At 67.9% G+C, this 21,895-nt stretch carries 25 protein-coding genes; 9 read left to right on the top strand and 16 right to left on the bottom strand.

Features of this window, described 5'->3' with window-relative positions; translation table 11 throughout:
• Positions 1–44: 44 nt before the first annotated feature.
• Complete coding sequence (locus tag RMCB_RS12995; protein WP_029369557.1) at positions 45–836, top strand: DUF3109 family protein; 792 nt, start codon at positions 45–47, stop codon at positions 834–836.
• Here the strand turns inward: RMCB_RS12995 and regX are convergent, their stop codons facing one another.
• From regX to RMCB_RS12965, 6 genes are all read right to left on the bottom strand, one after another.
• Complete coding sequence (regX, locus tag RMCB_RS12990; RefSeq protein ID WP_029369556.1) at positions 837–1,523, bottom strand: two-component sensory transduction protein RegX; 687 nt, start codon at positions 1,521–1,523, stop codon at positions 837–839.
• An 8-nt stretch (positions 1,524–1,531) separates the two neighbouring features.
• Positions 1,532–2,716 (bottom strand): sensor histidine kinase, encoded by a 1,185-nt coding sequence (locus tag RMCB_RS12985; RefSeq protein ID WP_062829113.1) that lies wholly within the window; start codon positions 2,714–2,716, stop codon positions 1,532–1,534.
• A 132-nt stretch (positions 2,717–2,848) separates the two neighbouring features.
• Positions 2,849–3,592, bottom strand: coding sequence for a phosphoglyceromutase (locus RMCB_RS12980; RefSeq protein ID WP_029369554.1), 744 nt, complete (start codon positions 3,590–3,592; stop codon positions 2,849–2,851).
• A gap of 40 nt (positions 3,593–3,632) precedes the next feature.
• Positions 3,633–4,139 carry a type III secretion system chaperone family protein gene (locus tag RMCB_RS12975; protein ID WP_062829112.1) on the bottom strand — a complete coding sequence of 169 codons (507 nt, stop codon included), beginning with the start codon at positions 4,137–4,139 and terminating at the stop codon, positions 3,633–3,635.
• The gene (gene mshA / locus RMCB_RS12970; RefSeq protein WP_062829111.1) at positions 4,136–5,470 is read right to left on the bottom strand and encodes a D-inositol-3-phosphate glycosyltransferase; all 1,335 of its coding nucleotides are present in this window, start codon (positions 5,468–5,470) and stop codon (positions 4,136–4,138) included. The genes RMCB_RS12975 and mshA overlap by 4 nt, the downstream gene beginning before the upstream one ends.
• 10 nt (positions 5,471–5,480) lie before the next feature.
• Positions 5,481–6,839, bottom strand: coding sequence for an ROK family protein (locus RMCB_RS12965; RefSeq protein ID WP_062829110.1), 1,359 nt, complete (start codon positions 6,837–6,839; stop codon positions 5,481–5,483).
• 191 nt (positions 6,840–7,030) lie between these two features.
• Here RMCB_RS12965 and RMCB_RS12960 point away from each other — a divergent pair, with 191 nt between their 5' ends.
• Positions 7,031–7,783, top strand: a complete 753-nt coding sequence (locus RMCB_RS12960; protein ID WP_062829109.1) for an SDR family oxidoreductase — start codon at positions 7,031–7,033, stop codon at positions 7,781–7,783.
• Here the strand turns inward: RMCB_RS12960 and RMCB_RS12955 are convergent.
• Positions 7,780–9,066 (bottom strand): L,D-transpeptidase, encoded by a 1,287-nt coding sequence (locus tag RMCB_RS12955; RefSeq protein WP_201028301.1) that lies wholly within the window; start codon positions 9,064–9,066, stop codon positions 7,780–7,782. The two genes, RMCB_RS12960 and RMCB_RS12955, sit on opposite strands and share 4 nt — an antisense overlap.
• 45 nt (positions 9,067–9,111) lie before the next feature.
• Positions 9,112–10,176, bottom strand: a complete 1,065-nt coding sequence (locus tag RMCB_RS12950) for a UDP-N-acetylmuramate dehydrogenase (protein ID WP_062829107.1) — start codon at positions 10,174–10,176, stop codon at positions 9,112–9,114.
• Between the two features lie 26 nt (positions 10,177–10,202).
• On the opposite strand from RMCB_RS12950, the gene RMCB_RS12945 reads away from it, so the two are divergent.
• From RMCB_RS12945 to RMCB_RS12930, 4 genes are read left to right on the top strand one after another with little or no spacing between them, the layout of a single operon-like run.
• Positions 10,203–10,709, top strand: a complete 507-nt coding sequence (locus RMCB_RS12945) for a DUF2505 domain-containing protein (RefSeq protein WP_062829106.1) — start codon at positions 10,203–10,205, stop codon at positions 10,707–10,709.
• Positions 10,710–10,732: 23 nt separating this feature from the next.
• Positions 10,733–11,542, top strand: a complete 810-nt coding sequence (locus RMCB_RS12940; RefSeq protein ID WP_062829105.1) for a class I SAM-dependent methyltransferase — start codon at positions 10,733–10,735, stop codon at positions 11,540–11,542.
• Between the two features lie 4 nt (positions 11,543–11,546).
• On the top strand, positions 11,547–12,362 hold the full coding sequence (locus RMCB_RS12935) for a carbon-nitrogen hydrolase family protein (protein ID WP_062829104.1): 816 nt from the start codon (positions 11,547–11,549) through the stop codon (positions 12,360–12,362).
• Positions 12,359–13,267: an LmeA family phospholipid-binding protein gene (locus RMCB_RS12930; protein ID WP_062829103.1), complete on the top strand. Its 909-nt coding sequence runs from the start codon at positions 12,359–12,361 to the stop codon at positions 13,265–13,267. The genes RMCB_RS12935 and RMCB_RS12930 overlap by 4 nt, the downstream gene beginning before the upstream one ends.
• Positions 13,268–13,271: 4 nt before the next feature.
• On the opposite strand, the gene deoC is transcribed toward RMCB_RS12930, so the two are convergent.
• From deoC to RMCB_RS12900, 6 genes are all read right to left on the bottom strand, one after another.
• Positions 13,272–13,949: a deoxyribose-phosphate aldolase gene (deoC, locus tag RMCB_RS12925; RefSeq protein WP_062829102.1), complete on the bottom strand. Its 678-nt coding sequence runs from the start codon at positions 13,947–13,949 to the stop codon at positions 13,272–13,274.
• Positions 13,949–14,374, bottom strand: a complete 426-nt coding sequence (locus RMCB_RS12920) for a DUF2599 domain-containing protein (protein ID WP_062829101.1) — start codon at positions 14,372–14,374, stop codon at positions 13,949–13,951. The genes deoC and RMCB_RS12920 overlap by 1 nt, the downstream gene beginning before the upstream one ends.
• Before the next feature lie 4 nt (positions 14,375–14,378).
• Complete coding sequence (locus RMCB_RS12915; protein WP_029369541.1) at positions 14,379–14,660, bottom strand: DUF2516 family protein; 282 nt, start codon at positions 14,658–14,660, stop codon at positions 14,379–14,381.
• Positions 14,661–14,737: 77 nt separating this feature from the next.
• Positions 14,738–15,367 (bottom strand): hypothetical protein, encoded by a 630-nt coding sequence (locus tag RMCB_RS12910; RefSeq protein WP_062829100.1) that lies wholly within the window; start codon positions 15,365–15,367, stop codon positions 14,738–14,740.
• A gap of 13 nt (positions 15,368–15,380) precedes the next feature.
• A complete protein-coding gene (locus RMCB_RS12905) occupies positions 15,381–15,848 on the bottom strand; it encodes a helix-turn-helix domain-containing protein (RefSeq protein WP_029369539.1) in 468 nt (155 codons plus the stop codon).
• Between the two features lie 86 nt (positions 15,849–15,934).
• The gene (locus tag RMCB_RS12900; protein WP_029369538.1) at positions 15,935–17,269 is read right to left on the bottom strand and encodes a DUF445 domain-containing protein; all 1,335 of its coding nucleotides are present in this window, start codon (positions 17,267–17,269) and stop codon (positions 15,935–15,937) included.
• Positions 17,270–17,375: 106 nt separating this feature from the next.
• Between RMCB_RS12900 and RMCB_RS12895 the strand changes: the two genes are divergently transcribed.
• From RMCB_RS12895 to RMCB_RS12885, 3 genes are all read left to right on the top strand, one after another.
• A complete protein-coding gene (locus tag RMCB_RS12895) occupies positions 17,376–18,068 on the top strand; it encodes a TetR/AcrR family transcriptional regulator (protein ID WP_029369537.1) in 693 nt (230 codons plus the stop codon).
• Positions 18,069–18,085: 17 nt separating this feature from the next.
• Complete coding sequence (locus RMCB_RS12890; protein WP_062829099.1) at positions 18,086–18,964, top strand: polyphosphate kinase 2 family protein; 879 nt, start codon at positions 18,086–18,088, stop codon at positions 18,962–18,964.
• A 109-nt stretch (positions 18,965–19,073) separates the two neighbouring features.
• Complete coding sequence (locus tag RMCB_RS12885) at positions 19,074–19,931, top strand: endonuclease domain-containing protein (RefSeq protein WP_062829098.1); 858 nt, start codon at positions 19,074–19,076, stop codon at positions 19,929–19,931.
• A 76-nt stretch (positions 19,932–20,007) separates the two neighbouring features.
• Here the strand turns inward: RMCB_RS12885 and RMCB_RS12880 are convergent, their stop codons facing one another.
• Together RMCB_RS12880 and RMCB_RS12875 are read right to left on the bottom strand one after the other, a co-directional pair.
• Entirely contained in the window at positions 20,008–20,883 is an 876-nt protein-coding gene (locus RMCB_RS12880; protein WP_029369534.1) for a cyclopropane mycolic acid synthase family methyltransferase, read from the bottom strand.
• 143 nt (positions 20,884–21,026) lie between these two features.
• Entirely contained in the window at positions 21,027–21,887 is an 861-nt protein-coding gene (locus RMCB_RS12875) for a 3-hydroxybutyryl-CoA dehydrogenase (RefSeq protein ID WP_062829097.1), read from the bottom strand.
• Positions 21,888–21,895 lie beyond the last annotated feature (8 nt).

Below are 21,895 nucleotides of genomic sequence, written 5' to 3'. Positions count from 1 at the left end.
CGAAATAATTCGGGTTCAGCCCGATGCGAGTACCGTTTCCCCCCGTGACAGACGTGCATCCTGGCGAAGTCGAGTTGGACTTCGCCCGCGAGTGGGTGGAGTTCTACGACCCCGACGACGCGGAGCATCTCATCGCGGCCGATATGACCTGGCTGCTGTCCCGCTGGACGTGCGTGTTCGGTACCCCGGCGTGCCAGGGCACCGTGGCCGGACGGCCTGACGACGGGTGTTGCTCGCACGGTGCGTTCCTGTCCGACGACGACGACCGGGCCCGGCTCGACGATGCGGTCAAACAGCTGACCGACGAGGACTGGCAGTTCCGCGACAAAGGCTTGGGCCGCAAGGGGTATCTCGAAGACGACGAATACGACGGCAAGCCGAATCTGCGCACCCGCAAGTACAAGGGCGCCTGCATCTTCTTGAACCGGCCCGGTTTTCCCGCGGGCATCGGCTGCGCGCTGCACAGCAAGGCACTCAAGCTCGGGGTCGAACCGCTGACCATGAAGCCGGATGTGTGCTGGCAGTTGCCGATCCGGCGCAGCCAGGACTGGGTGACGCGGCCCGACGGCACGCAGGTGCTGCGCACCGTCATCACCGAGTACGACCGGCGCGGTTGGGGCGAGGGCGGCGCGGACCTGCACTGGTACTGCACCGGCGATCCGGCCGCCCACGTCGGCGCGAAGCAGGTGTGGGAATCCTACGCACCCGAACTCACCGCGCTGCTCGGCGAGAAGGCGTACGCCGAACTGGCCGCAATGTGCAAGCGGCGCAGCAGTTTGGGGCTCATCGCGATACACCCGGCGACCCGCGCCGCGGCCTCCACCGCCGAGGACTAGCTAGCCCTCCAGCTTGTAACCCAGCCCGCGGACCGTCACCAGGTGCACCGGGTTGGCGGGATCGGCCTCGATCTTCGACCGCAGCCGCTTGACATGCACGTCAAGGGTTTTGGTGTCGCCGACGTAGTCCGCGCCCCACACCCGGTCGATGAGCTGGCCACGCGTGAGCACCCGCCCGCTGTTGCGCATCAGGTATTCGAGCAGGTCGAACTCCTTGAGCGGCAACGTGATCTGCTCACCGTTGACGCTGACCACGTGGCGTTCGACATCCATGCGGACCGGGCCGGCCTCCAGCACGCCGTCGCCGCCGCCGGAGTCGTCGGAATCGGATCCCCGGCGCAGCACCGCCCGGATCCGCGCGATCAGCTCACGCGCCGAATACGGCTTGGTGACATAGTCGTCGGCGCCCAGCTCCAGCCCGACGACCTTGTCGATCTCGCTGTCGCGGGCGGTCACCATGATCACCGGCACGCTCGAGCGTGACCGCAACTGCTTACAGACGTCGGTGCCGCTCATCCCGGGCAGCATCAGGTCCAGCAGCACGATGTCGGCGCCGGAGCGCTCGAATTCGGCCAGAGCTGAAGGGCCGTCGGCCACCACGGTGGCCTCGAAGCCTTCCTTGCGGAGCAGGAATGCCAGTGGATCGGCCAGCGACTCCTCGTCCTCAACGATCAACACGCTGGTCATCGTTCTCGCTAATCCTCTCGTTCGTACGATTCATCTGATCGGTCGTGATGGGGATAGGCCGGGATCGACAACGTGAACGTCGACCCGGTTCCCGGCTGACTCCACAGCCGGATGGTTCCGTTGTGGTTGGCCGCGACGTGTTTGACGATCGCCAACCCGAGGCCGGTGCCGCCGGTGGCCCGCGAACGCGCCTTGTCCACCCGGAAGAACCGTTCGAACACCCGCTCCTGGTCGGCCTTGGCGATACCGATACCGCGGTCGGTCACCGCGATCTCGACGCTGCCGCCGCGCCGACGCCGGCTGACGGAAACGCCAGAACCGTTGGGCGAGTAGGCAATTGCATTGGAGACCAGGTTGGCGATGGCGGTGACCAGCAGCGCCTCGTCGCCGAGCACCCGGTAGCCCGTCGGCGCGTCGGTGGTGATCGAGATGTCGGCGTTGTCGGCGGCCACCTTGTGCCGGGACAACGCCTCGGCGACGACGGCGTCGACGTCGACCTCGTCGAGATCGGGCAGTCGTTCGCCGCCCTGCAGCCGGGACAACTCGATGAGTTCACCGACCATGTCGGCCAGCCGGTGCGATTCGGCGACCATCTTGTCCGCGAAGTGCCGCACGGTGTCCGGGTCGTCGGCCGAGGCCAGCAGGGCTTCGGCCAGCACACCCAACGCGCCGACCGGCGTCTTCAGCTCGTGGCTGACGTTGGCCACGAAGTCGCGTCGGGTCGCCTCCATGCGGGCATGCTCGGATTGGTCGTCGGCGTAGACGACGGCGAATCGGCGGTCGTGGTCGGTGAGCAGTTTCACGATGCCCCGCACCGAGATGCCCGACCGGCCGGGGTTGGCCACCTTCAGCGGCGACAGGTCGACCTCGACGCTCTGCCCGGTCGCGAACACCTGCTCGGCGGCGCGCCAGGCGCGTTCGTCGAGCAGCCGGTCGCGCACCACGCCCAGCTCGTCGGCCCGGTCGTTGGTGTAGACCACGTCGTTGAACATGTCGACGACCACGATGCCCACCGGTGAGAGCGACACGATGTGCTGCAGCATCTGCGAGACGGTCAGACCCGCCTCGTCGGCCGCCCGCCGCTCCTGCCTAGCCCTGATCCGGGGTATCAACCCGACACCGATGCCCAGCCCGAGCGCCAGCGCAAGCACTGCGACGACCGCCGTCAGCAGTAACGCCGACACAACACTCACGCGAAAAGCGTACGCATCGGGTGAACGTCATCCCAGCAGCGTGCGGCCAAATTGGGACAAGTCACACGGGCAAACACAGGAGTTCGGTCTGCGTTTACCCAGGTTCACCGGTTGTTTGCCGAATGTCCCGACTTACTTCTTGGCGCCCTGCGCCGCGACGGCCGCCGCGCCCGCAGCCGCGGCCTCGGGGTCCAGGTACTCTCCGCCCGCCACCACCGGCTTGAGGTTCTCGTCCAGGTCGTAGCGCAGCGGTATGCCGGTGGGGATGTTCAGCCCGACGACGTCCTCGTCGGACATGCCGTCGAGGTATTTCACCAGCGCCCGCAGCGAGTTCCCGTGTGCCGCGACCAGCACGGTCTTGCCTGCCTTGAGGTCCGGCACGATGGCCTGCTCGTAGTAGGGCACGAACCGGGCCACGACGTCGGCGAGGCATTCGGTCAGCGGTCCGCCGCCGATGTCGGCGTAGCGCGGGTCGGCGTCCTGGCTGAACTCGCTGCCCTTCTCGATGGGCGGCGGCGGGGTGTCGTAGCTGCGCCGCCATGCCATGAACTGCTCTTCGCCGTACTTCTCCTTGGTGGCGGCCTTGTCGAGGCCCTGCAGCGCGCCGTAGTGCCGCTCGTTGAGTCGCCAGTCCCGGTGGACCGGGATCCAGTGCCGGTCGGCCTTGTCCAGCGCGAGGTTCGCGGTGTTGATGGCACGACGCAGCAGCGACGTGTAGACCACGTCGGGCAGCACGCCCTGCTCGGCCAGCAGTTCGCCGCCGCGCACGGCCTCGGCGCGGCCCTTTTCGGTGAGGTCGACGTCAACCCATCCTGTGAACAGGTTCTTCTGGTTCCAGTCGGACTCACCATGGCGGAGCAAGATCAGCGTCGGCATGTTCTGTTTGTCCTCCTCGCGTGCGGTCCAGAGGATCTTCTCATGAGTCGCCGTCGTCGATCAGATGCTCGAAGGCCTTGAGGTTCTTCAGCGACTCGCCGCGGGAGACCCGCCAGGCCCACTCCTTCTGGATGGAGCTGCGAAAACCCAACTCCAGCAACGTGTTGAAGTCCGAATCGACGGCTTCGAGCACCTGCCCGAGCACGCGGTCGATCTCGTCGGGCGTGACCGCATCCAGCGACATCCGGCCGACCAGATAGATGTCGCCCACGTTGTCGAGGGTGTAGGCGACGCCGTAGAGCCTGCGGTTGCGTTTGAGCAGGAACCGGTAGACGCCCTCGTGGTTCTCGTCGGGCTTGCGGCAGACGAACGCCTCCACGCGCACCGAGTGCTCGCCGATGCTGAGGATGGTGTTGGTCTTGAGCTTGCGTTCACCCGGGAGCGCCACCACCAGGCCGGGCAGTCCGCCGTGCGAACCCGGGTGGTGACTGTATTCCAGGCCGTGCTCGTCGAGGGTTTCCTCGATGACCTGCTGGACCGCCGTCACGTCCGCACACCCCTGCGCATCGAGAACCTGCGGCCGGACCGGCGCGCCGGCGGCCGGGCGTGCCGGGCGCGGTAGTCGCTCATCGCCCGGCTGTAACTGGCCAGCAACGCGTCGACGGTGTGGGCCCAGGAGAAGCCGTCGGCGTGGGCGACGGCGGCGCGGCTCAGCGCGACGGGATCGCGCTGCAGCACATCGTCGATGGCCGCGGCCCAGTCGTCGATGTCGTGACCGTGGACCAGGGCGCCGGTGACGCCGTCGCGCACGGCGACCGGAAGTCCGCCGACGGCGGCGGCCACCACGGGTGTGCCGCAGGCCTGCGCCTCGATGGCGACCAGCCCGAAGGACTCCGAATAGCTCGGCACGGCAACAAGATCGGCGGCGCGGTACACATTGACCAACTCGGCCCGCGACTGCGGCGGCAGGAACGTCACCCGGTCGGTGATACCCAGTTCGTCGGCGAGTCGAACCAGGGTGTCCGGCTCGGTCAGCCCGGAACCGGACGGGCCGCCGGCCACCAGGACCCGCAGGCCGGGGAGCTTTGCCGCCGCCCGCAACAGGATGTCGGGAGCCTTGAGCGGCTGGATGCGGCCGACGAAGGCCACCACCTGTTCGTCGGCGGCGAGGCCAAGCACGGCCCTGGCCGCGCGTCGATCACCCGGGCTGAACAGTTCGAGATCGACCCCGGGATGCACCACATCGATCCGCGAGCGATCCGCGTTGTGCAGTGAAACAAGTTGCTGCGCTTCATGTTCGGTGTTGACGATGAGCCGGTCGGCCTCGTCGACCACCTGCTGTTCCCCCACGGCACGCAGCGGCGGCTCGGGAGCGTCACCCTCGGCCAGCGCGGCGTTCTTGACGGCGGCGAGGGTGTGCGCGGTGTGCACCAGCGGCACCGCCCAGCGGTCCCTGGCCAGCCAGCCCACCTGGCCGGAGAGCCAGTAGTGCGAATGCACGACGTCGTAGTAGCCGGGTTCGTGGGTGGCCTCGGCGCGCAGAACCCCGGCGGTGAACGCGCACAGCTGCGTGGGCAGGTCGTACTTGTCGAGACCCTCGAACGGGCCTGCCACGACGTTGCGCACCAGCACACCCGGAGCCACCGCGACCGTCGGCGCGTCGGCCGACGACGTCGCCCTGGTGAAGATCTCCACCTCGACGCCGCGGCGGGCCAGTTGCAGGGCCGTCTGCAGCACGTAGACGTTCATGCCGCCGGCGTCACCGGTGCCGGGCTGGGCCAGTGGCGAGGTGTGCACGGACAGCACCGCGACGCGACGCGGCCCGTCGGGCCGCTGCCGTTCCGCAGAGACGTCGGAACCGTCTGAAGTTAGGCGCACATCGTCATGTCTACACCGCGGCAGATCGGCGGGTCTGAGCGCGCCGCATCGCACCGATCGGATCGGCGTACAGCCCGCCCAGCGAAACGATGCCCGCGCCGGCCTCCTGCACCCGGTTTCCGAATGCCGTGACGCGGATGTCGCGCGCCGCGAGCACCGACCGGCTGGCGAAGGCGGACTCCACCGCGGACATGCCCTCGGGGTACTCGGTGAAGGCCTGGCCGCCGACGATCAGGTCGTCGGGGTTGAGCATGTCGCGCAGCAGTGCGACGGCTTCACCGAGCACGCGGGCGCGGTCGGCCAACAGTTCGGCGGCCTGGGCGTTGCCCGTGCGCGCGGCACGCAGCACCGCGGGCAGCGTGGACGCAGGCCCGTCGGCGGGCACGATGCGCAGCTTGCGGGCCGCGGTCAGCACCGCCTCGTCGCTCACGGTGGACTCCAATTGCCCTGTGCCACCGAGCAATTCGGATTGAGCGGGCAGGGCTGCGATGGTGCCCGGTCCGCTGGCAGGCGAATGCACGCGGCCGTCGATGGACAATGCGTAGCCCACGGTCTCGCGGGCGTAGACGTACAGGCTGGTCCTGGCCGCACCGGCGTCGGCGCCCTGACCCGATTGCTCGTCCCGTCCGCGCCGTGCGCCCGCCAGGAGCAGTTCGGCACCCGCCATGGCGTCCACGTGCGAGGCCAGCGACACGGGCAGGCCCAGCGCCTCGGCCAGCACCGGCCCCACCGGGGCGTCGTGCCAGCCGAGCCGGGGGTGATCGAGGTAGCCGGTGGTGCTGTCGACGACGCCACCGGAGGCGACGCCGACCCACAGCGGGCGACGGCGGTGCCAGCGGCTGAGGTAACGCCGCGCGCTGGAGGCCAGCGTGGCCAGGGCCGCGGCCTGCGCGCCGGACGGCGTCGGCGTCTCGACCACGTCGAGGGTCCGGCCGAACAGGTCGGTGGCCACGATCGAGGTGGTGCGGGCGCCGATGTGGATGCCCAGGGTGAGGAACGGCTCGTGGTTGACCTCGACGGGCACGCGAGGGCGTCCGATGGCACCCGATACCGCGAGGTCGGCGCGTTCCCGCAGGATCCCGGCCTCCAGCAAGGCGGTGACCTGACGGTTCACCGTCGCGATGCTGAGCTGGGTGTGCTGGGCGATGGCGTCACGCGCGATCGGCCCGCGCAGCCGCGCAGCGCTGAACACCGATGCCGCGGCCGCGTCGGCGACCTTCAGCGACGGCGCGACGATGTGCAGCAGACGCGACTGGGGATAGCGGGCACTCGCGGGGGTGAGCACGCGCTTGTTGTGCGCGGCGCCTGCCCGGGTGGAACGACGCAGCGGGGCGGCGGGGGCGGTGCTGACGGCGGTAGCGGTGGTCACGTGAGAGGTCCTTACTGGAGGTCGGCCGGTGGGTGGGGGCCACACCTGGCGACTCAGCAGGACAGGAAAACGATGTCCGGGTACGAATCAGGCGCGGCGGGGTGCGCGACAACAACACGCACGCCGCACGAGGGCAGCCTGAGAACTCCGAGACACACGACGAACTTAGCACGCCAATTAAAGTTGGGCAGATGACGACACCACAGAACGACCGCCGGGTGGCGGTGGTGACCGGTGCCAGCGCGGGCATCGGTGCGGCTACCGCCAAAACCCTTGCCTCCCTTGGCTTTCACGTGGTCTGCGTGGCCCGCCGGGCGGACCGGATCGAGGCCGTTGCCGCGGAGATCGACGGGACGGCAATTGTGGCGGACGTCACTGACGACGCCTCGGTCGATGCCCTCGCGGCGGGTTTGGACCGCGTCGACGTGTTGGTCAACAACGCGGGCGGCGCCAGAGGCCTTGAGCCCGTGGCGGCGGCGGATCTGGATCACTGGCGCTGGATGTGGGAGACCAATGTGCTGGGCACCTTGCGGGTGACCAAGGCGTTGTTGCCCGCCCTGGAAGCCTCGGGTGACGGGCTGATCGTCACGGTCACCTCGATCGCGGCGTTCGAGGTCTACGACAACGGCGGCGGTTACACGTCGGCCAAGCACGCCCAGAGCGCGCTGCACCGCACCCTGCGCGGCGAGCTGTTGGGAAAACCGGTGCGGCTCACCGAGATTGCGCCCGGCGCGGTACACACCGACTTCTCCCTGCTGCGCTTCGACGGTGATGCGGCACGCGCCGACGCCGTCTACGCCGGGCTCACCCCGCTGGTCGCCGAGGACATTGCCGAGGTCATCGGTTTCGTCGCGACGCGCCCCAGCCACGTCGACCTCGACCAGATCGTCATCCGGCCACGCGATCAGGCGTCGGCCACCCGGTACAACCGGCGGACGGATTAGCCGCCCGGCCCCCGGGCCGGCGGCGGCGTCGTGGTGGTCGGCGTACCCGACAGGGTCGGCGCGTCGGTGGGCGTCGCGGGGGCGCTCACCGGGATCTCCGGTGGCTTCTTGTTGTTGATGGCCGACATGGACACCCACTCGTCCCAGCTGATCGCCCAGTCCCAGATGTCGCCGTCGGCGTAGGACAGCTGGATGGACGTGCCGGTGACCTCGACCGGGTCGCCGTACATCGCGGTGTGGAAGTACTGCTCGGCGTCACCGGTGGACAGGTTGATACAGCCGTTGGTGACGTTGGTGTTGCCCTGGGCACCGGAGCTGGCGGGGTTGGCGTGGATGAACTCGCCGTTGTTGGAGATCCGCACCGCCCAGCGCTCGTGGACGTTGCTGTAGCCCGCCGCCGGGTTGGACATGTAGAAGTCGGCGTACTTCTCGGTGACGACGTGGGTGCCGCTGCGGGTGACGTTGCGCGGCAGGTCGGCCTCGCCGTAACTGCACGGGAAGTCGAACAGCACCCCGCCGTCGTTGATCACCTGGATGCGGTGGCTGGTCGCGTCGGCCTTGACCACCTGGCGGCGGCCGATCTCGATGCTCAGCGTGGAATCGGCGGCCCCGTAGGCACCGTCGCCGAACTTCACGCCGTAGAGCGGCGCGCTGACGTTGACCTTGGTTCCGGCCGGGTAGTACTCGCGGGTGCGCCAGTGCACCCGGGAGCCTGCCGCCTCGTCGGGCAGCCAGGCCCAGGCGCCTTCCACCGGCGGATCCGTGGTGACCTTGAGCGCCTTTTCGACGGTCACCTTGTCGGCGTCGCTGATGGAGGCGTCGAACTGCAGGATGATCGGCGCGGCCACGCCGACGACCTGGCCGTCGGCGAGCTGGAACTGCCCGTTGACCTGCTTCTGCGGGTCGATGGTCTTGAACTTGGCCTGCAGTTGCTCGGCCTTGCCGTCGTGGCCCACCACCGACCCGGACCACTTGTAGGTCATGCCGTAGCCGAGCGGTTCGGTGACCGTGTACGCGGTGCGGTCGCTGTTGAGCGCGCCGGCCACGATCTTGCCGTCCGGATTGGTCAGGCTGACGGTCTGGAACCAGCCGTCGGCGACCTGGACTCCCACGGCAGCCGTCGGGATCACGTCGGACGCGTCAGCACCGGGCTGATAGGTCACGGTCGGGGCCGCCGGGGCGGCCTCCGGTGCGGACTTGGGCGTCGAGTTACCCGAGCACGCTGCCAGCACACTTGCGCCGACTCCGACAGCAAGCGTGGACAGGGCTCGGCGCCGGTTCATCACCGGCGCCGGGACCTGGAAAAAACCGGCTGAGCTCACGTGGACCTAGGGTACCGATAGCGAGCTGCCAATCAGAATTGGTTCAGGTGTGAGATCTATCCCGAACACCTCGCGTACGCCCGCCTGCACGCGTCTGGCCAGCGCAATCACGTCGGCGCTGGTGGCCCCGCCACGGTTGGTCAGGGCCAGGGCGTGCTTGGTCGACAGCCGGGCCGGGGCGCCGTCGCCCGGAAAACCCTTGCCGAAGCCCGCGTGCTCCACAAGCCAGCCCGCCGCGAGTTTCACGCCGTCGGGGGCCGGGTAGTGCGGCACGTCGGCCGATTTCCGCAACGCGTCGAACCGGTCCGCCGACACCACCGGGTTGGTGAAGAACGAGCCGACGCTCCACGTGTCGTGGTCGTCGGCGTCGAGCACCATGCCCTTGCCTGCCCGCAACTCGAGCACGGTTTCCCGGACCAGCAGCGGGTCAGCCCGCTCGCCCGGCTCGACACCGAGCGCGTTGGCCAGTTCCCGGTAGCGCAGCGGCGCGCTGCGGCCTTGCGCGTCGAGCTCGAATTCCACCTCGAGCACGATGACGGCATCCGAGTGCTTGAGCACACTGGTCCGATAAGCAAAACGCAGTTCTTCCGGTGCGGCCCAACGATCTTCGCCGCTGCGGCGGTCGAGCAGGCGGACCCGCCGGATGGTGTCGGCGACCTCCGTTCCGTACGCGCCGACGTTCTGCACGGGTGTCGCCCCGGCGGAGCCGGGTATCCCGGACAGGCATTCCAGCCCGCCCAGGCCGTGCGCCAGTGCGGTCACCACCACGTCGTCGAACACCGCGCCTGCCTCGGCGCGCACGATGTTGCCGTCGACGGTGATCTCGGTGTTGGCCACCCGCACGACGGTGAGCTCGGGTTCGGTGTCGGCCAGGTCGTCGGCGAGCACCACGTTGGAGCCCCCGGCGAGCACCAGGATCGGATCATCGAGCGCACGCAGCACGCCGACGAGTTGTTCGGTGCTGGTGCAGGTCAGGACCCGGCGCGCGACCGGCCCGACGCGCAGCGTGGTCAGCGGCGCCAGCGGGACCGACTCGGCGACCGCCACCCCGGCGACATACGAAGTGGCCACGGCCGGTAACGGTAGCGTGGCCAGCTATGCCGCGATCATTCGACATGGCCACCGAATATCCCGCCACGGTCGAACAGGTGCATCAGGCTTTCCACAGTGAGCAGTACTGGCGCGCCCGGCTGGCCAATTTCGGCGCCGACGACGCCACGTTGGACGAGTTGACCGTCACCGACGACGGACACATCGACGTCATCACCAGCCATGTGCTGCGCGCTGAAGGGCTGCCTGCGCTGGTCTCGCAGTTCCACCACGGCGACCTGCGGATCCGGCGCGAGGAGCATTGGCAGCCGGTTCGCGACGGCCGGTCGGCCGTGACAGTCAGCGGCTTCATCGCCGGGGCGCCGGTGACACTGGACGGCGGCGGGCTGCTGGCGCCGGCCGGCAGCGGTGGCCGGCTGACGGTGACGCTCAGCGTCGAGGTCAAGGTGCCCTTGGTCGGCGGCAAGATCGAGAACTTCATCGGCGGCCAGCTGGTGGATCTGCTGACCGCCGAACAGCGGTTCACCACGGTGTGGATCACCGAGAACAGCTGACCAGGGCGGTAGCGTCGAGAACCATGAGTCGGCCCCTCGGGGCGATCACGCGGGGCACCACCGGATACAACCGGCTGCGCCGCAGTGATCGTTGGCTGGTGCACTCGGCGCGCGTGCGCACCGCGCTGAGTGCGGCGGCCGACCCGCTGGTGGTGGACCTGGGCTACGGCGCGCTTCCGGTCACCACGCTGGAGCTGGCGGCGCGCTTGCAGTCCGTGCGCGCCGGCACCCGCGTCGTCGGCCTGGAGATCCACCCGGAGCGGGTGGCGACGGCCCGGGCGGCGCGACCGGATCCGTCGACCGGCCCGTCCGTGGAGTTCGCGCTCGGCGGCTTCGAGCTGGCGGGCCTGCGCCCGGTGCTGGTGCGCGCGTTCAACGTGTTGCGGCAGTATCCGGTGGAGGCGGTGCCCGAGGCGTGGGCGACGATGCAGCACCGGCTGGCCCCTGGCGGCTTGATCGTCGACGGAACGTGCGACGAGCTGGGCCGTTTGAGCTGCTGGGTGCTGCTCGATGCCACCGGGCCGGTGAGCCTGACCCTGGCGTGCGACCCGTTCAGCATCGAACGGCCGTCGGATCTGGCGGTGCGCCTGCCGAAGGTGCTCATCCACCACAACGTGCCCGGCCAGCCCATCCACGCCCTGCTGAGCGCCGCCGACCTGGCCTGGGCCAGTGTCGCCGGGCACGGGGTCTTCGGGCCGCGGGTGCGCTGGCGCGCGATGCTGGAATTGCTGCGCGACGGGGACTTCGGAGGCTTTCCGGTCGAGCCGCCGCGGCGGCGCATGCGCGACGGCGTCCTGAGCCTGCCGTGGGCGAGCGTCGCGCCACTATCCTGAGGCCATGCGAGTTGCCCTGGCGCAGATCAACACCGGCACCGATCCGGCGGCCAATCTCGAGCTCGTCGATTCCTATACGCGCCGCGCCGCGGCCGTCGGGGCCCAGCTGGTGCTCTTCCCCGAGGCCACCATGTGCCGCTTCGGGGTGCCGCTGGCACCGGTCGCGCAGCCGCTGGACGGCCCATGGGCCAACGGGGTGCGCGACATCGCCGCGGCCGCCGGGGTCGTGGTGGTGGCCGGGATGTTCGCGCCTGCCGACGACGGGCGCGTGACCAACACGCTGCTGGCGACCGGGCCGTCGGTCTACGCGCACTATCACAAGATCCATCTCTACGATGCGTTCGGTTTTGCCGAATCCAAAACTGTCGCACCAGGTTTCGAGCCGGTGACCATCACCGTCGACGGCATGACGGTCGGGCTGACCACGTGCTACGACATCCGCTTCCCGGAACTGTTCATCGAGCTCGCCCGCCGCGGGGCCCAGCTGATCACCGTGCACGCGTCCTGGGCGTCGGGACCGGGCAAGCTCGAACAGTGGACGCTGCTGGCCCGGGCGCGGGCACTGGACACCACCGGATTCGTCGCGGCGGTGGATCAGCCCTATCCGGGTGAGGAGCTCGCCAAGGCCGGGCCGACCGGCGCGGGCGGCAGCATCGTCGCCTCCCCCACCGGTGAGGTGGTGGCAGCGGCCGGCACGGACAACGAGTTGCTGATCGCCGACATCGACCCCGACGCCGCCCGGCGCGCACGCGAGAGCATCGCGGTGCTGCAGAACCGCTCAGAGCTCGCTCAGATCGGTAGGGCACAATCGGCGGGGTGACCGATCCCTGGGCTCGCCCCACCGACCAGTCCCCTCCCGTGACGTCCGAGAGCGCGCCCGAGCCTGCCCAGGCCCCGCCGCCCGGATACCCGGCGACCCCGCCCGCAGGCGCGTCAACACCGCCTGAAGCGCCGAAACCGGCGACGTCGGCGGCTTCGAAGATCAAGAACCTGCTGTCCGATCCGCTGTCGATCGTGCTGGTCGTGGTCATCGTGCTGGCACTGGTCGCCGCGGGATTGCTGGGCGGCGAACTGTACGCCCGCAAACGCGCCGACAGCGTCGTCGCGGGTGTCGTCGCATGCGTCGTACAGGACGATGCCAAGGCATCGTTCGACCCGCTGCCGCCGTTCCTGTGGCAGCACGCCACCGGGCACTACACCAACATCAACATCGAGACGGCCGGTAATCAGATCCGCGAGGCCAAGGGCATGAAGGTCGTGCTCGGGATCAAGGACGTCCGCATCCACGACACCGCCGATTCCAGCGGCACCGTCGGATCGCTGACGGCCGACATCACCTGGTCGCTCGACGGCCTGAGGCAGACGGCCGCCAACATGGTGCAGCTGCCGTTCCTCGGCTCGGCCATCACCGACGTGTCGACAAATGCCTCCGCGGGCACCATCCAGCTCAAGAGCATGCTCGGCACCATCACCGCCAAGCCGGTGGTCGCGAACAAGGGCATCGCGCTGCAGATCACCGAGCTGAACGCGATCGGGCTGTCGTGGCCGCGCGAAATGATCCAGCCCATCCTGGACAGCTTCACCAGCCAGCTGACCGACAACTACCCGATGGGCATCCACGCCGACAGCGTGCAGGTGACCGACAACGGCGTGAAGGCGCAGTACTCGACGCAGAACGCGTCGATGCCGAAGGCCTCCGAGGACCCGTGCTTCGCGAAGCTGTGACTCGCTAGTCCAGCGCGTCGAGCACCGCGCGGGTGCCGGACAGTCCCAGCCTGGTGGCGCCGGCCTGCAGCATCGCGACGGCCTGCTGCGCGGTGCGGATGCCGCCGCTGGCCTTGACCCCGAGCCGTCCGCCGACCGCGCCGGCCATCAGCTCGACCGCGCGCACCGAAGCGCCGCCGCTGGGGTGAAACCCGGTGGAGGTCTTGACGAAGTCAGCTCCCGCATCCTCGCTCACGCGACACACGTCGAGCAGCAGTCGCTCGCCGGAGAACTCCAGCAACGCCGCGGACTCCACGATCACCTTGAGCGTCGCCGCGGGCACCGCGGAGCGGACCGCGGCCACGTCGGCGGCGACCGCGTCGAGGTCGCCGGCCAGGGCCGCGCCGACGTCGATGACCATGTCCACCTCGGCGGCACCCGCCTCGGCGGCCAGGGCCGCCTCGTTGGCCTTGACCGCCGACAGGTGCTTGCCCGACGGGAACCCGGCCACTGTGGCGACGGCCAGGCCGTCGCCGGCGGTAGCGCGGGCAACCGGGACGAACGGCGGTGACACGCAGACCGCGAACACGCCCAGCGCGGCCGCGTCGCCCACCAGCGCCGTCACATGGGCAGCGGTGGCCTCTGGTTTGAGCAGGGTGTGGTCGACGAGTGCGGCCACCTGGGCGCGGGTGTAGCCAGTCATCAGAACGGTTCCTCCGTACCGCCGGGGTTGCACCGGGTCGCCACCATCTGTTCGGGTGACACCTGCGGGCGCCATGGCTCTAGGTTCCAGCTGGTCTTGCCTGGCTCGATGAGCTCGGCGAACGTCCAGTGGCACAGGAACTGTTCGCGCATACCGGGCAGATCGGCGTCCGGCGACTGGGTCAGCACCTCGCCCCATGCCTCGTCGGCCTGCGCCGTGGTGCCGGGCTGCGCAGCGAGCCGGCGCGCGGCGGCGGTCGGGTAGACCCGAAGGCTCGACAGGTCACCCCACTTGGCCCACTCCACATGGTCGACGTATGGCGGCGCGGGCGCCGGATCGGGTTCGGCGACCGCCACCGGTGCGAGGGTGAGCAGCCCGGACATGGCCAAGCAGGCCGCACCGAGTGCGGCCTTGGGTGAGCGCATCGACCTACCGCTTTCCTTGGATCTCAAGCAGTTTGGGGCGCACATCGACCAGGTAGACGCCGGTGGCGCAGGCCGAGATGGCGGCCCCGAAGGCGTCGCGCATCAACAGTTCCAGGAGTAGTCCCACTCCGATGATGGCCAGCCACACGGGCTTGGTGAGCTTGCCCGTGGCTGTGTAGGCGTCGGGCCGCTGCATGGCCGCGTTCACGAAGGCGTAGACACCGACGACGAACACCGCGACGACGATGACAGCAACAATGACGCCCGCAAGGTTGGCAAGTATCACCTCACCACCCTATGCGGGCGTCATCGTCAGTGCTAACGACCCGGCCCCGAATCGTGCGGATGCCGGTCGGGACCGAATTACTTCTGGGTCACCTTCTTGGCCGGGGTGGCGGCCTTCTTGGCGGCCGGGGCCGGAGCAGCCTTCTTGGCGACCGGGGTCGCCGGGGCGGCCTTCTTCGCCGGGGCGGCCTTCTTGGCGGGGGCGGCCTTCTCGGCCTTCTTCGGCAGTTCGACACCGACGAGCTTGGCGGCACGCTCACCGACGGCGCGGGTCTGCGACGCCACGGTGCCCAGCGCCTCCTGGGTCAGCTCGGTGACCTGGTCGGTGTAGCCCTCGACACGGCTGGCGGCCTCTTCGATCGCCGGCTGGTTGCGCAGGCGCTCGAGGGCGGCCTCGCCACGCTCGACGAGCTTGTTGTAGGTCGCGGTGGCCTGGTCGGCGTAGCCTTCGGCAGCCTTGCGCAGTTCCTCGGAGGTGAACTTCTCGCGGAGCTCGCCGAACTGGCCCGGCAGGTCTTCCTGCAGCTTGTTCAGGCGGGCGCGGCTCTCCTCGACGCGGGTGTTGGCGTCGGTGCGGGCCTCTTCGGCACGCTCACGCAGGCTCGCGATGATCTCGTTCACGGTGGCCAGGGCCAGATCGGCGGCGCCGACGGCGGCGAACAGCGGGGCCTTGAGGTCCTCGACGTTGGGCTGGTTCTTCTCGGTCATGTCGAATTTCCTTTCAGATGCTTGCAGTTGATGACGGGGGTGTGTGCGGTGTTTCTGAGGGCGATTCCGGCGCTGGTTCCTGTGATGCCGGCACCGCCTCTGCCGTGTCTTCACTGCCCTCGTTCTGCTGACAGAAAGACGTGTATATGTCGAGCAGCACCTGCTTCTGCCGCTCGGTGATCGCGGTGTCGCCGACTATTGCGTCGCGGACCCGGTTGCCCTCGGTGGGTTCGAGGATCCCGGCCCGCAGGTAGAGCACCTCGGCAGAAACCCGCAATGCCTTGGCGATCTCCTTGAGCACATCCGCTGAAGGTTTGCGCAGTCCCCGCTCGATCTGGCTGAGGTAGGGATTGCTGACGCCTGCCTTCTCGGCGAGCTGGCGCACGGACACCTGAGCGGCCTCACGCTGGCTGCGAATGAAGCTTCCGATGTCCGAAGCCGCATTGCTCACCACGGCTGCAAGATTCTCGTCCTGCGACATGTTGAGCCTCGTTCCGTTTGGGCTTGCGCTGACAAAACCCACGGTACGACCTAGTGCTAACAATTGCAAGCACCTGCTAGCGCAGGTCAGAACAGTAGTTGACCGATCGTGTAGATGATCAGTCCCGCCAGCGCACCTACCACGGTGCCATTGATCCGGATGAATTGCAGGTCACGGCCCACATGGAGTTCGATACGGCGGCTCGCCTCGTCGGCGTCCCAGCGCTCGATCGTCTCCGTGATGATCGCTGTGATCTCCGTCCCATACTCGCCGACCAGGTGTTTTGCGGCCCGCACGATCCAGTTGTCCACCTTGTCGCGCAGCTCTGCGTCGTCGCGCAGCGACTCCCCGATGCGCATGACCGAGTCCGCAATCCGGGTCCGCAGCGCCGACGACGGATCGTCGACCGACTCGCCGATGATCCGTTTGGCCGCGTCCCACGCCGTCTCGGCGGCCCGGGCCACCTCGTCGCGGGCCATGATCTGCTCTTTGACGTTCTCGGCGCGCTGGATGGTGGCGTCGTCGTTCTGCAGATCGTCGGCGAACTCGAACATGAAGCGGGTGGCCGACCGGCGCAGTTCGTGGTCGGGATTGCGCCGCACCTTGTCGGTGAAGTCCATCAGCTCACGATGGATCCGGTCGCCGACGAGATGATCGACCCACCGCGGCGACCAGGTCGGAGAGTCACGTTCGATCACCCGCTCGATGACCTCGCCCGCGTTGAGCGACCACTGGAACGCACGGTCGCACAACAGCTGGATCAGTGCCTCCTGCCGGCCCTCGGCCAGCAGGGTGGCCAGTACGCGGCCGATCGGCGGCCCCCACTTGGGCTCGGCGATGCGCTTGACGATCATGCGATCCAGCACGTGCTGCACGTCTTCGTCGCGCAACAACTCCACCCCGACGCGCAGCACGGTCGCGCTCTCGGAGGCCACGCGCTCGGCGTGGGAGCGGTCGCAGAGCCATTTGCCGAGCCGGCCTGCGATCTCCGCGTCGCGCACCTTGGTCTCGATGACCTGCGGTGACATGAAGTTCTCCCGCACGAACGTGCCGAGCCCTTCGCCGAGTTGGTCCTTCTTGCGTTTGATGATCGCGGTGTGCGGGATCGGGATGCCCAGCGGATGCCGGAACAGTGCCGTGACGGCAAACCAGTCGGCCAGCGCGCCCACCATGCCCGCTTCGGCCGCCGCGCGCACATACCCGACCCACGGCGGCGCCGCGGCGCCGCGGGATTCTGCCCAGGTGCACACCAGATAGACCGCGGTGGCGCCCAGCAGGAAACCGAGGGCCACAGCCTTCATCCGTCGCAAACCGCGCCGGCGCTCGGCATCAGCCGTCGGATCGGCACCGGCCAGTGTCTCGGCGAAACTCGCTCGCGGAGCAGGAAGCGCACGCAAACCTGCTTCGGATCTATGTGCCACGCCTCCATCATCCACAAAGGCATGCCCGGAGGCTCGATCCCAGGGGCCGGAGGCGGTTGTTTCGCCGTACTATCAAGTGGAACTAGGGAATGGGACTACCGCGACAGTGGCACAGCAGACTCCGCCGGCGACGGTGAAGACCGATGGGCGAAAGCGGCGCTGGCACCAACACAAGGTGGAGCGCCGCAATGAGCTGGTAGACGGCACTCTCGAGGCCATCCGCCGGCTCGGCAGCAACGTCAGCATGGACGAGATCGCTGCCGAAATCGGTGTCTCGAAGACCGTGCTCTACCGCTATTTCGTCGACAAGAACGACCTCACCACCGCGGTGATGATGCGGTTCGCGCAGACCACGCTGATCCCCAACATGGCCGCGGCGCTGACGTCGAACCTCGACGGCTTCGACCTCACCCGCGAGATCATCAAGGTCTACGTCGAGACGGTGGCCGCCGAACCCGAGCCCTACCAATTCGTCATGACGAGCAACTCGGCGAGCAAGAGCAAGGCGGTCGCCGATTCCGAGCAGATCATCGCGCGCATGCTCGCGGTGATGCTGCGCCGCCGCATGGCCGACGCGGGGATGGACACCGGCGGCGCCGAGGCGTGGGCGTTCCACACCGTCGGCGGTGTGCAGCTGGCCACCCACTCGTGGATGTCGAATCCGCGGATGACCTCCGATGAGCTCATCGACTACCTGACGATGCTGTCGTGGAACGCGCTGTGCGGCATCGTCGAGGTCGGCGGATCGCTGGAGAAATTCAACTCGCAACCGCATCCTTCCCCGGTATTGCCGCCGTAGCTGCTTGACTAGGCCGCGTGAGCACCAGCGACAAGTCCGATGACGATCTGCCGGCGCAGTGGAGCCACGAGCCACACCACCATCTGGAGTTCCGGTCCGGTGACAAGGTCGTCGACATCGATCCCGACGCCACACCCGGATTCACCGGATCCAAGCGCGACGCGCCCGAACTGCAGGCCGAACGCAACACCCGGTTCGCGGGCCTGCAGGAGATGCTGTACGCGGGCAGCCGGGCCGGCGACACCCGCTCACTGCTTCTGGTGTTGCAGGGCATGGACACCGCGGGCAAGGGCGGAATCGTCAAACACGTTGTGGGAGCTGGCAATCCGCAGGGCATCAGGTATGCCAGCTTCGGCAAGCCGACCGAGGAGGAGCTGGCACACCACTACCTGTGGCGCATCCGCAAGGCCCTGCCGCCCGCCGGGCACATCGGCGTGTTCGACCGGTCGCACTATGAGGATGTGCTGATCGTCCGCGTGCACAACCTGGTGCCGCCCGACGTCTGGGAAGCCCGCTACGACGAGATCAACGCGTTCGAGAAAGAGCTGGTCGACTCCGGCACCAAGATCGTCAAGGTCGCGATGTTCGTCTCACTCGACGAGCAGAAGCGGCGGCTGGCCGAGCGCCTGGACCGCCCCGACAAGTTCTGGAAGTACAACCCGGGCGATATCGACGAACGCTTGCTCTGGCCGCAGTACCAGGAGGCCTACCAGGCGATGCTGGACCGGACGTCGACCGACTACGCGCCGTGGCACATCGTGCCCTGCAACCGCAAGTGGTACAGCCGGCTGGCCATCCTCGAGCTTCTCATCGAGGCGCTCAAAGAATTCGACTTGTCCTGGCCCCCAGCCGATTTCGACGTGGAAGCGGAAAAGCGCAGGCTCGCCTCGGCGTGAATCTCCCGCCGACACTACGGTTTATGTCGCGAAATCCGTCAAATCGCGCAATAAACCGTAGTGTCGCGAGTGGGGAACCGGGCGGGCACCCACTGCGTCGAATATCGATGTGGGGGACATCATCGTGGGCACCGAGGCACTCGCCGCCGGCGCCGTCACCCGGTACGCACTTCGGACCAGCTATCGCAAACTTCACCAAAATATCTACATACCAAAAGATTTCACGCTCGACGCGGCGTCGAGGGCTACTGCTGCGTGGCTGTGGTCCGGCCGCCGCGCAACCCTGGCCGGGTACTCCGCGGCGGCGGTACACGGCAGCCGTTGGCTACCCGAGGATGCGCCGGCGGAGCTTGCCCGCGTCCGGCAACCATCTCCCCCGGGCATTCTCGTCCACACCGGCGGTCTCGCCGACGACGAAGTCGACATCGTCGACGGTATGACCTGCACCAGCGTCGCCCGCACGTGCTACGACATCGGGCGCCGCCGACCACTCGACACTGCGATCATCCAGATCGATGCACTGCTCAACGTGACCAACGTGGGGGTGGTGCGCGTCAGGAGCGTCGCCGAGCGCTACCCGGGCGCCCGCGGTATCCGGCGGCTGCGCAGCGCCCTCGATCTTGCCGACGCGGGAGCCGAATCCCCGCAGGAGACCCGGCTGCGTCTGCTGCTCGTCCGCGGCGGGGTGCCCCGTCCCGTCTCCCAGATTCCGGTTGCTGACGAGTGGGGCCGGGTGCGCCGGCGAATCGACATGGGTTGGCCGGACTGGATGGTGGGCGTCGAGTATGACGGTGTTCAACACTGGACGAACCCGCAGGACCATGAGAACGACATCGTCCGGCTGGAATTTCTGGCGTCGCGCGGCTGGACGATCGTGCGGGTGAGCGCCCGGCAACTGCGATACCGGGGCCCGGAGGTCGTCGCCCGCACCTGGGCTGCACTGCATGGGGCGGGATACCCCCGCTGAATGCACCGAGGCTACGGTTTGTGGCGCGAAATCCGAGAAATCGCGCCAAGAACCGTAGCCTCGGCGAAGAAGAGACTTACTTGACGAGCGTGAACTGCCCGATGTTGGTGATGCCGCGACGGAAGAAGTCCGCGCAACCGGTGAGGTACTTCATGTACCGGTCGTAGACCTCCTGGCCCTGCATGGCGATGGCCTCGTCCTTGGCCGCCTCCAGGTTGGCCGCCCACATGTCCAGCGTGCGTGCGTAGTGCGGCCGCAGCAGATGCGTGCGCTCGAGCTTGAAGCCTGAGTCGTCGGCGAGCTTCTCGATGTCCTCGACCGCGGGCAGCTGCCCACCGGGGAAGATCTCCTCCCCGATGAACTTCATGAACTTCAGGTCGCTGATCGTGAGCTTGATGCCGTTCTCGCGGAAGAACTGCTGGGTGTGCGCCAGGATCGTGTGCAGCAGCATCCGGCCGCCGTTCTCCGGCAGGATGCTATAGGCGCGCTCGAAGAAGATCGGGTAACGCTCGGCCTTGAAGGCCTCGAACGCGCCGATCGAGACGATCCGGTCGACGGGCTCGTCGAACTCTTCCCAGCCCTGCAGCCGGATGTCGACGGTGCGGTTGGTCTCGATCTTGGCCAGCCGCTCGCGAGCCCACTCCGACTGCGCCTTGCTCAGCGTGATACCAATTACGTTGACGTCAAATTTGGTGACGGCACGCTCCAGCGCACCGCCCCAGCCGCAGCCGATATCGAGGAGGGTCATGCCCGGCTTCAGATCGAGCTTGCCGAGTGCGAGGTCGAACTTGGCGTTCTGCGACTCATCGAGCGTCATGTCCTCGCGCTCGTAATAACCGCAGGTGTAACCCATGGTCGGCCCGAGCCACAGGGCGAAGAACTCGTTGGAGATGTCGTAGATCGACTGCGACTCCTCGTAGTACGGAGCGAGATCGGAATCGGCTTGTGACATGCGACGGTAACCCTTTACGTTTCTCTGCTGACAAGTAACCGGCCCAGCCGGCGCGTGGCGCCGCGCGGACTCAAAACCGAGCCAGCAGGCCCTACTGAAGGTAGGGTAGCTAAGCGCGGCCTTGAGTGCCAGCGCGGGTCCGTTCAGTAGGTGTAGAACCCTTTGCCGGACTTCTTGCCCAGTTGCCCTGCCTCGACCATGCGCAGCAACAGCGGCGGAGCGGCGTAGAGGGGCTCTTTGAACTCCTCAAACATCTTGTCTGCGATCAGCTTTAACGTATCGAGGCCGACCAGGTCAGAGAGCCGCAGCGGCCCCATCGGATGCGACAGTCCGGCGACCACCGCCTTGTCGACGTCCTCGATCGTGGCGAACCCGCCCTCGACCATCCGCACGGCCGCGAGCAGGTACGGAACCAGCAACGCGTTGACCACGAAACCGGACCGATCGGCACACCGCACGACCTGCTTCCCCAGCACCGAACCGGCGAATTCCTCGGCTCGCGAAGCGGCATGGTCGCTGGTGACGAGCGTGGGAACGAGTTCGACCAGGGGCAACACCGGCACCGGGTTGAAAAAGTGCAGGCCCAGCACCCTTGCGGGGTTCTGGGTAACGGCTGCGAGTTTCATGATCGGGATGCTCGAGGTGTTGGACGCCAGCACGGCGTCGGGATCGCTGATCACCCGGTCGAGCTCGGCGAAGATCTTGGCCTTGACGTTCTCGTCTTCGATGACCGCTTCGACGACGAGTTGCCGGTCGGCGAGATCGGCCATGCTGGTGGTGAATTTGAGGTTTGCCAGAGCGTTGTCTTTCTCCCGCTCGGTGACCTTGCCCGCACTGACGGCACGCTCCAACGACTTGGTGATGCGGTTGCGTCCGGCGGTGACCAGGTCGTCATTGGTCTCGAAAACCAGGACGTCGACACCGGCCCGCGCCGACACCTCGGCGATGCCCGCGCCCATCTGCCCGGCGCCGATAACACCCACTCGTTCTATTTGATTGCTCACGCTCTCAC

Origin of the sequence: Mycolicibacterium brisbanense (assembly GCF_001570425.1) — a bacterium.
GTDB lineage: Bacteria > Actinomycetota > Actinomycetes > Mycobacteriales > Mycobacteriaceae > Mycobacterium > Mycobacterium brisbanense.
This window is presented reverse-complemented; position numbering and strand designations above follow the sequence as displayed.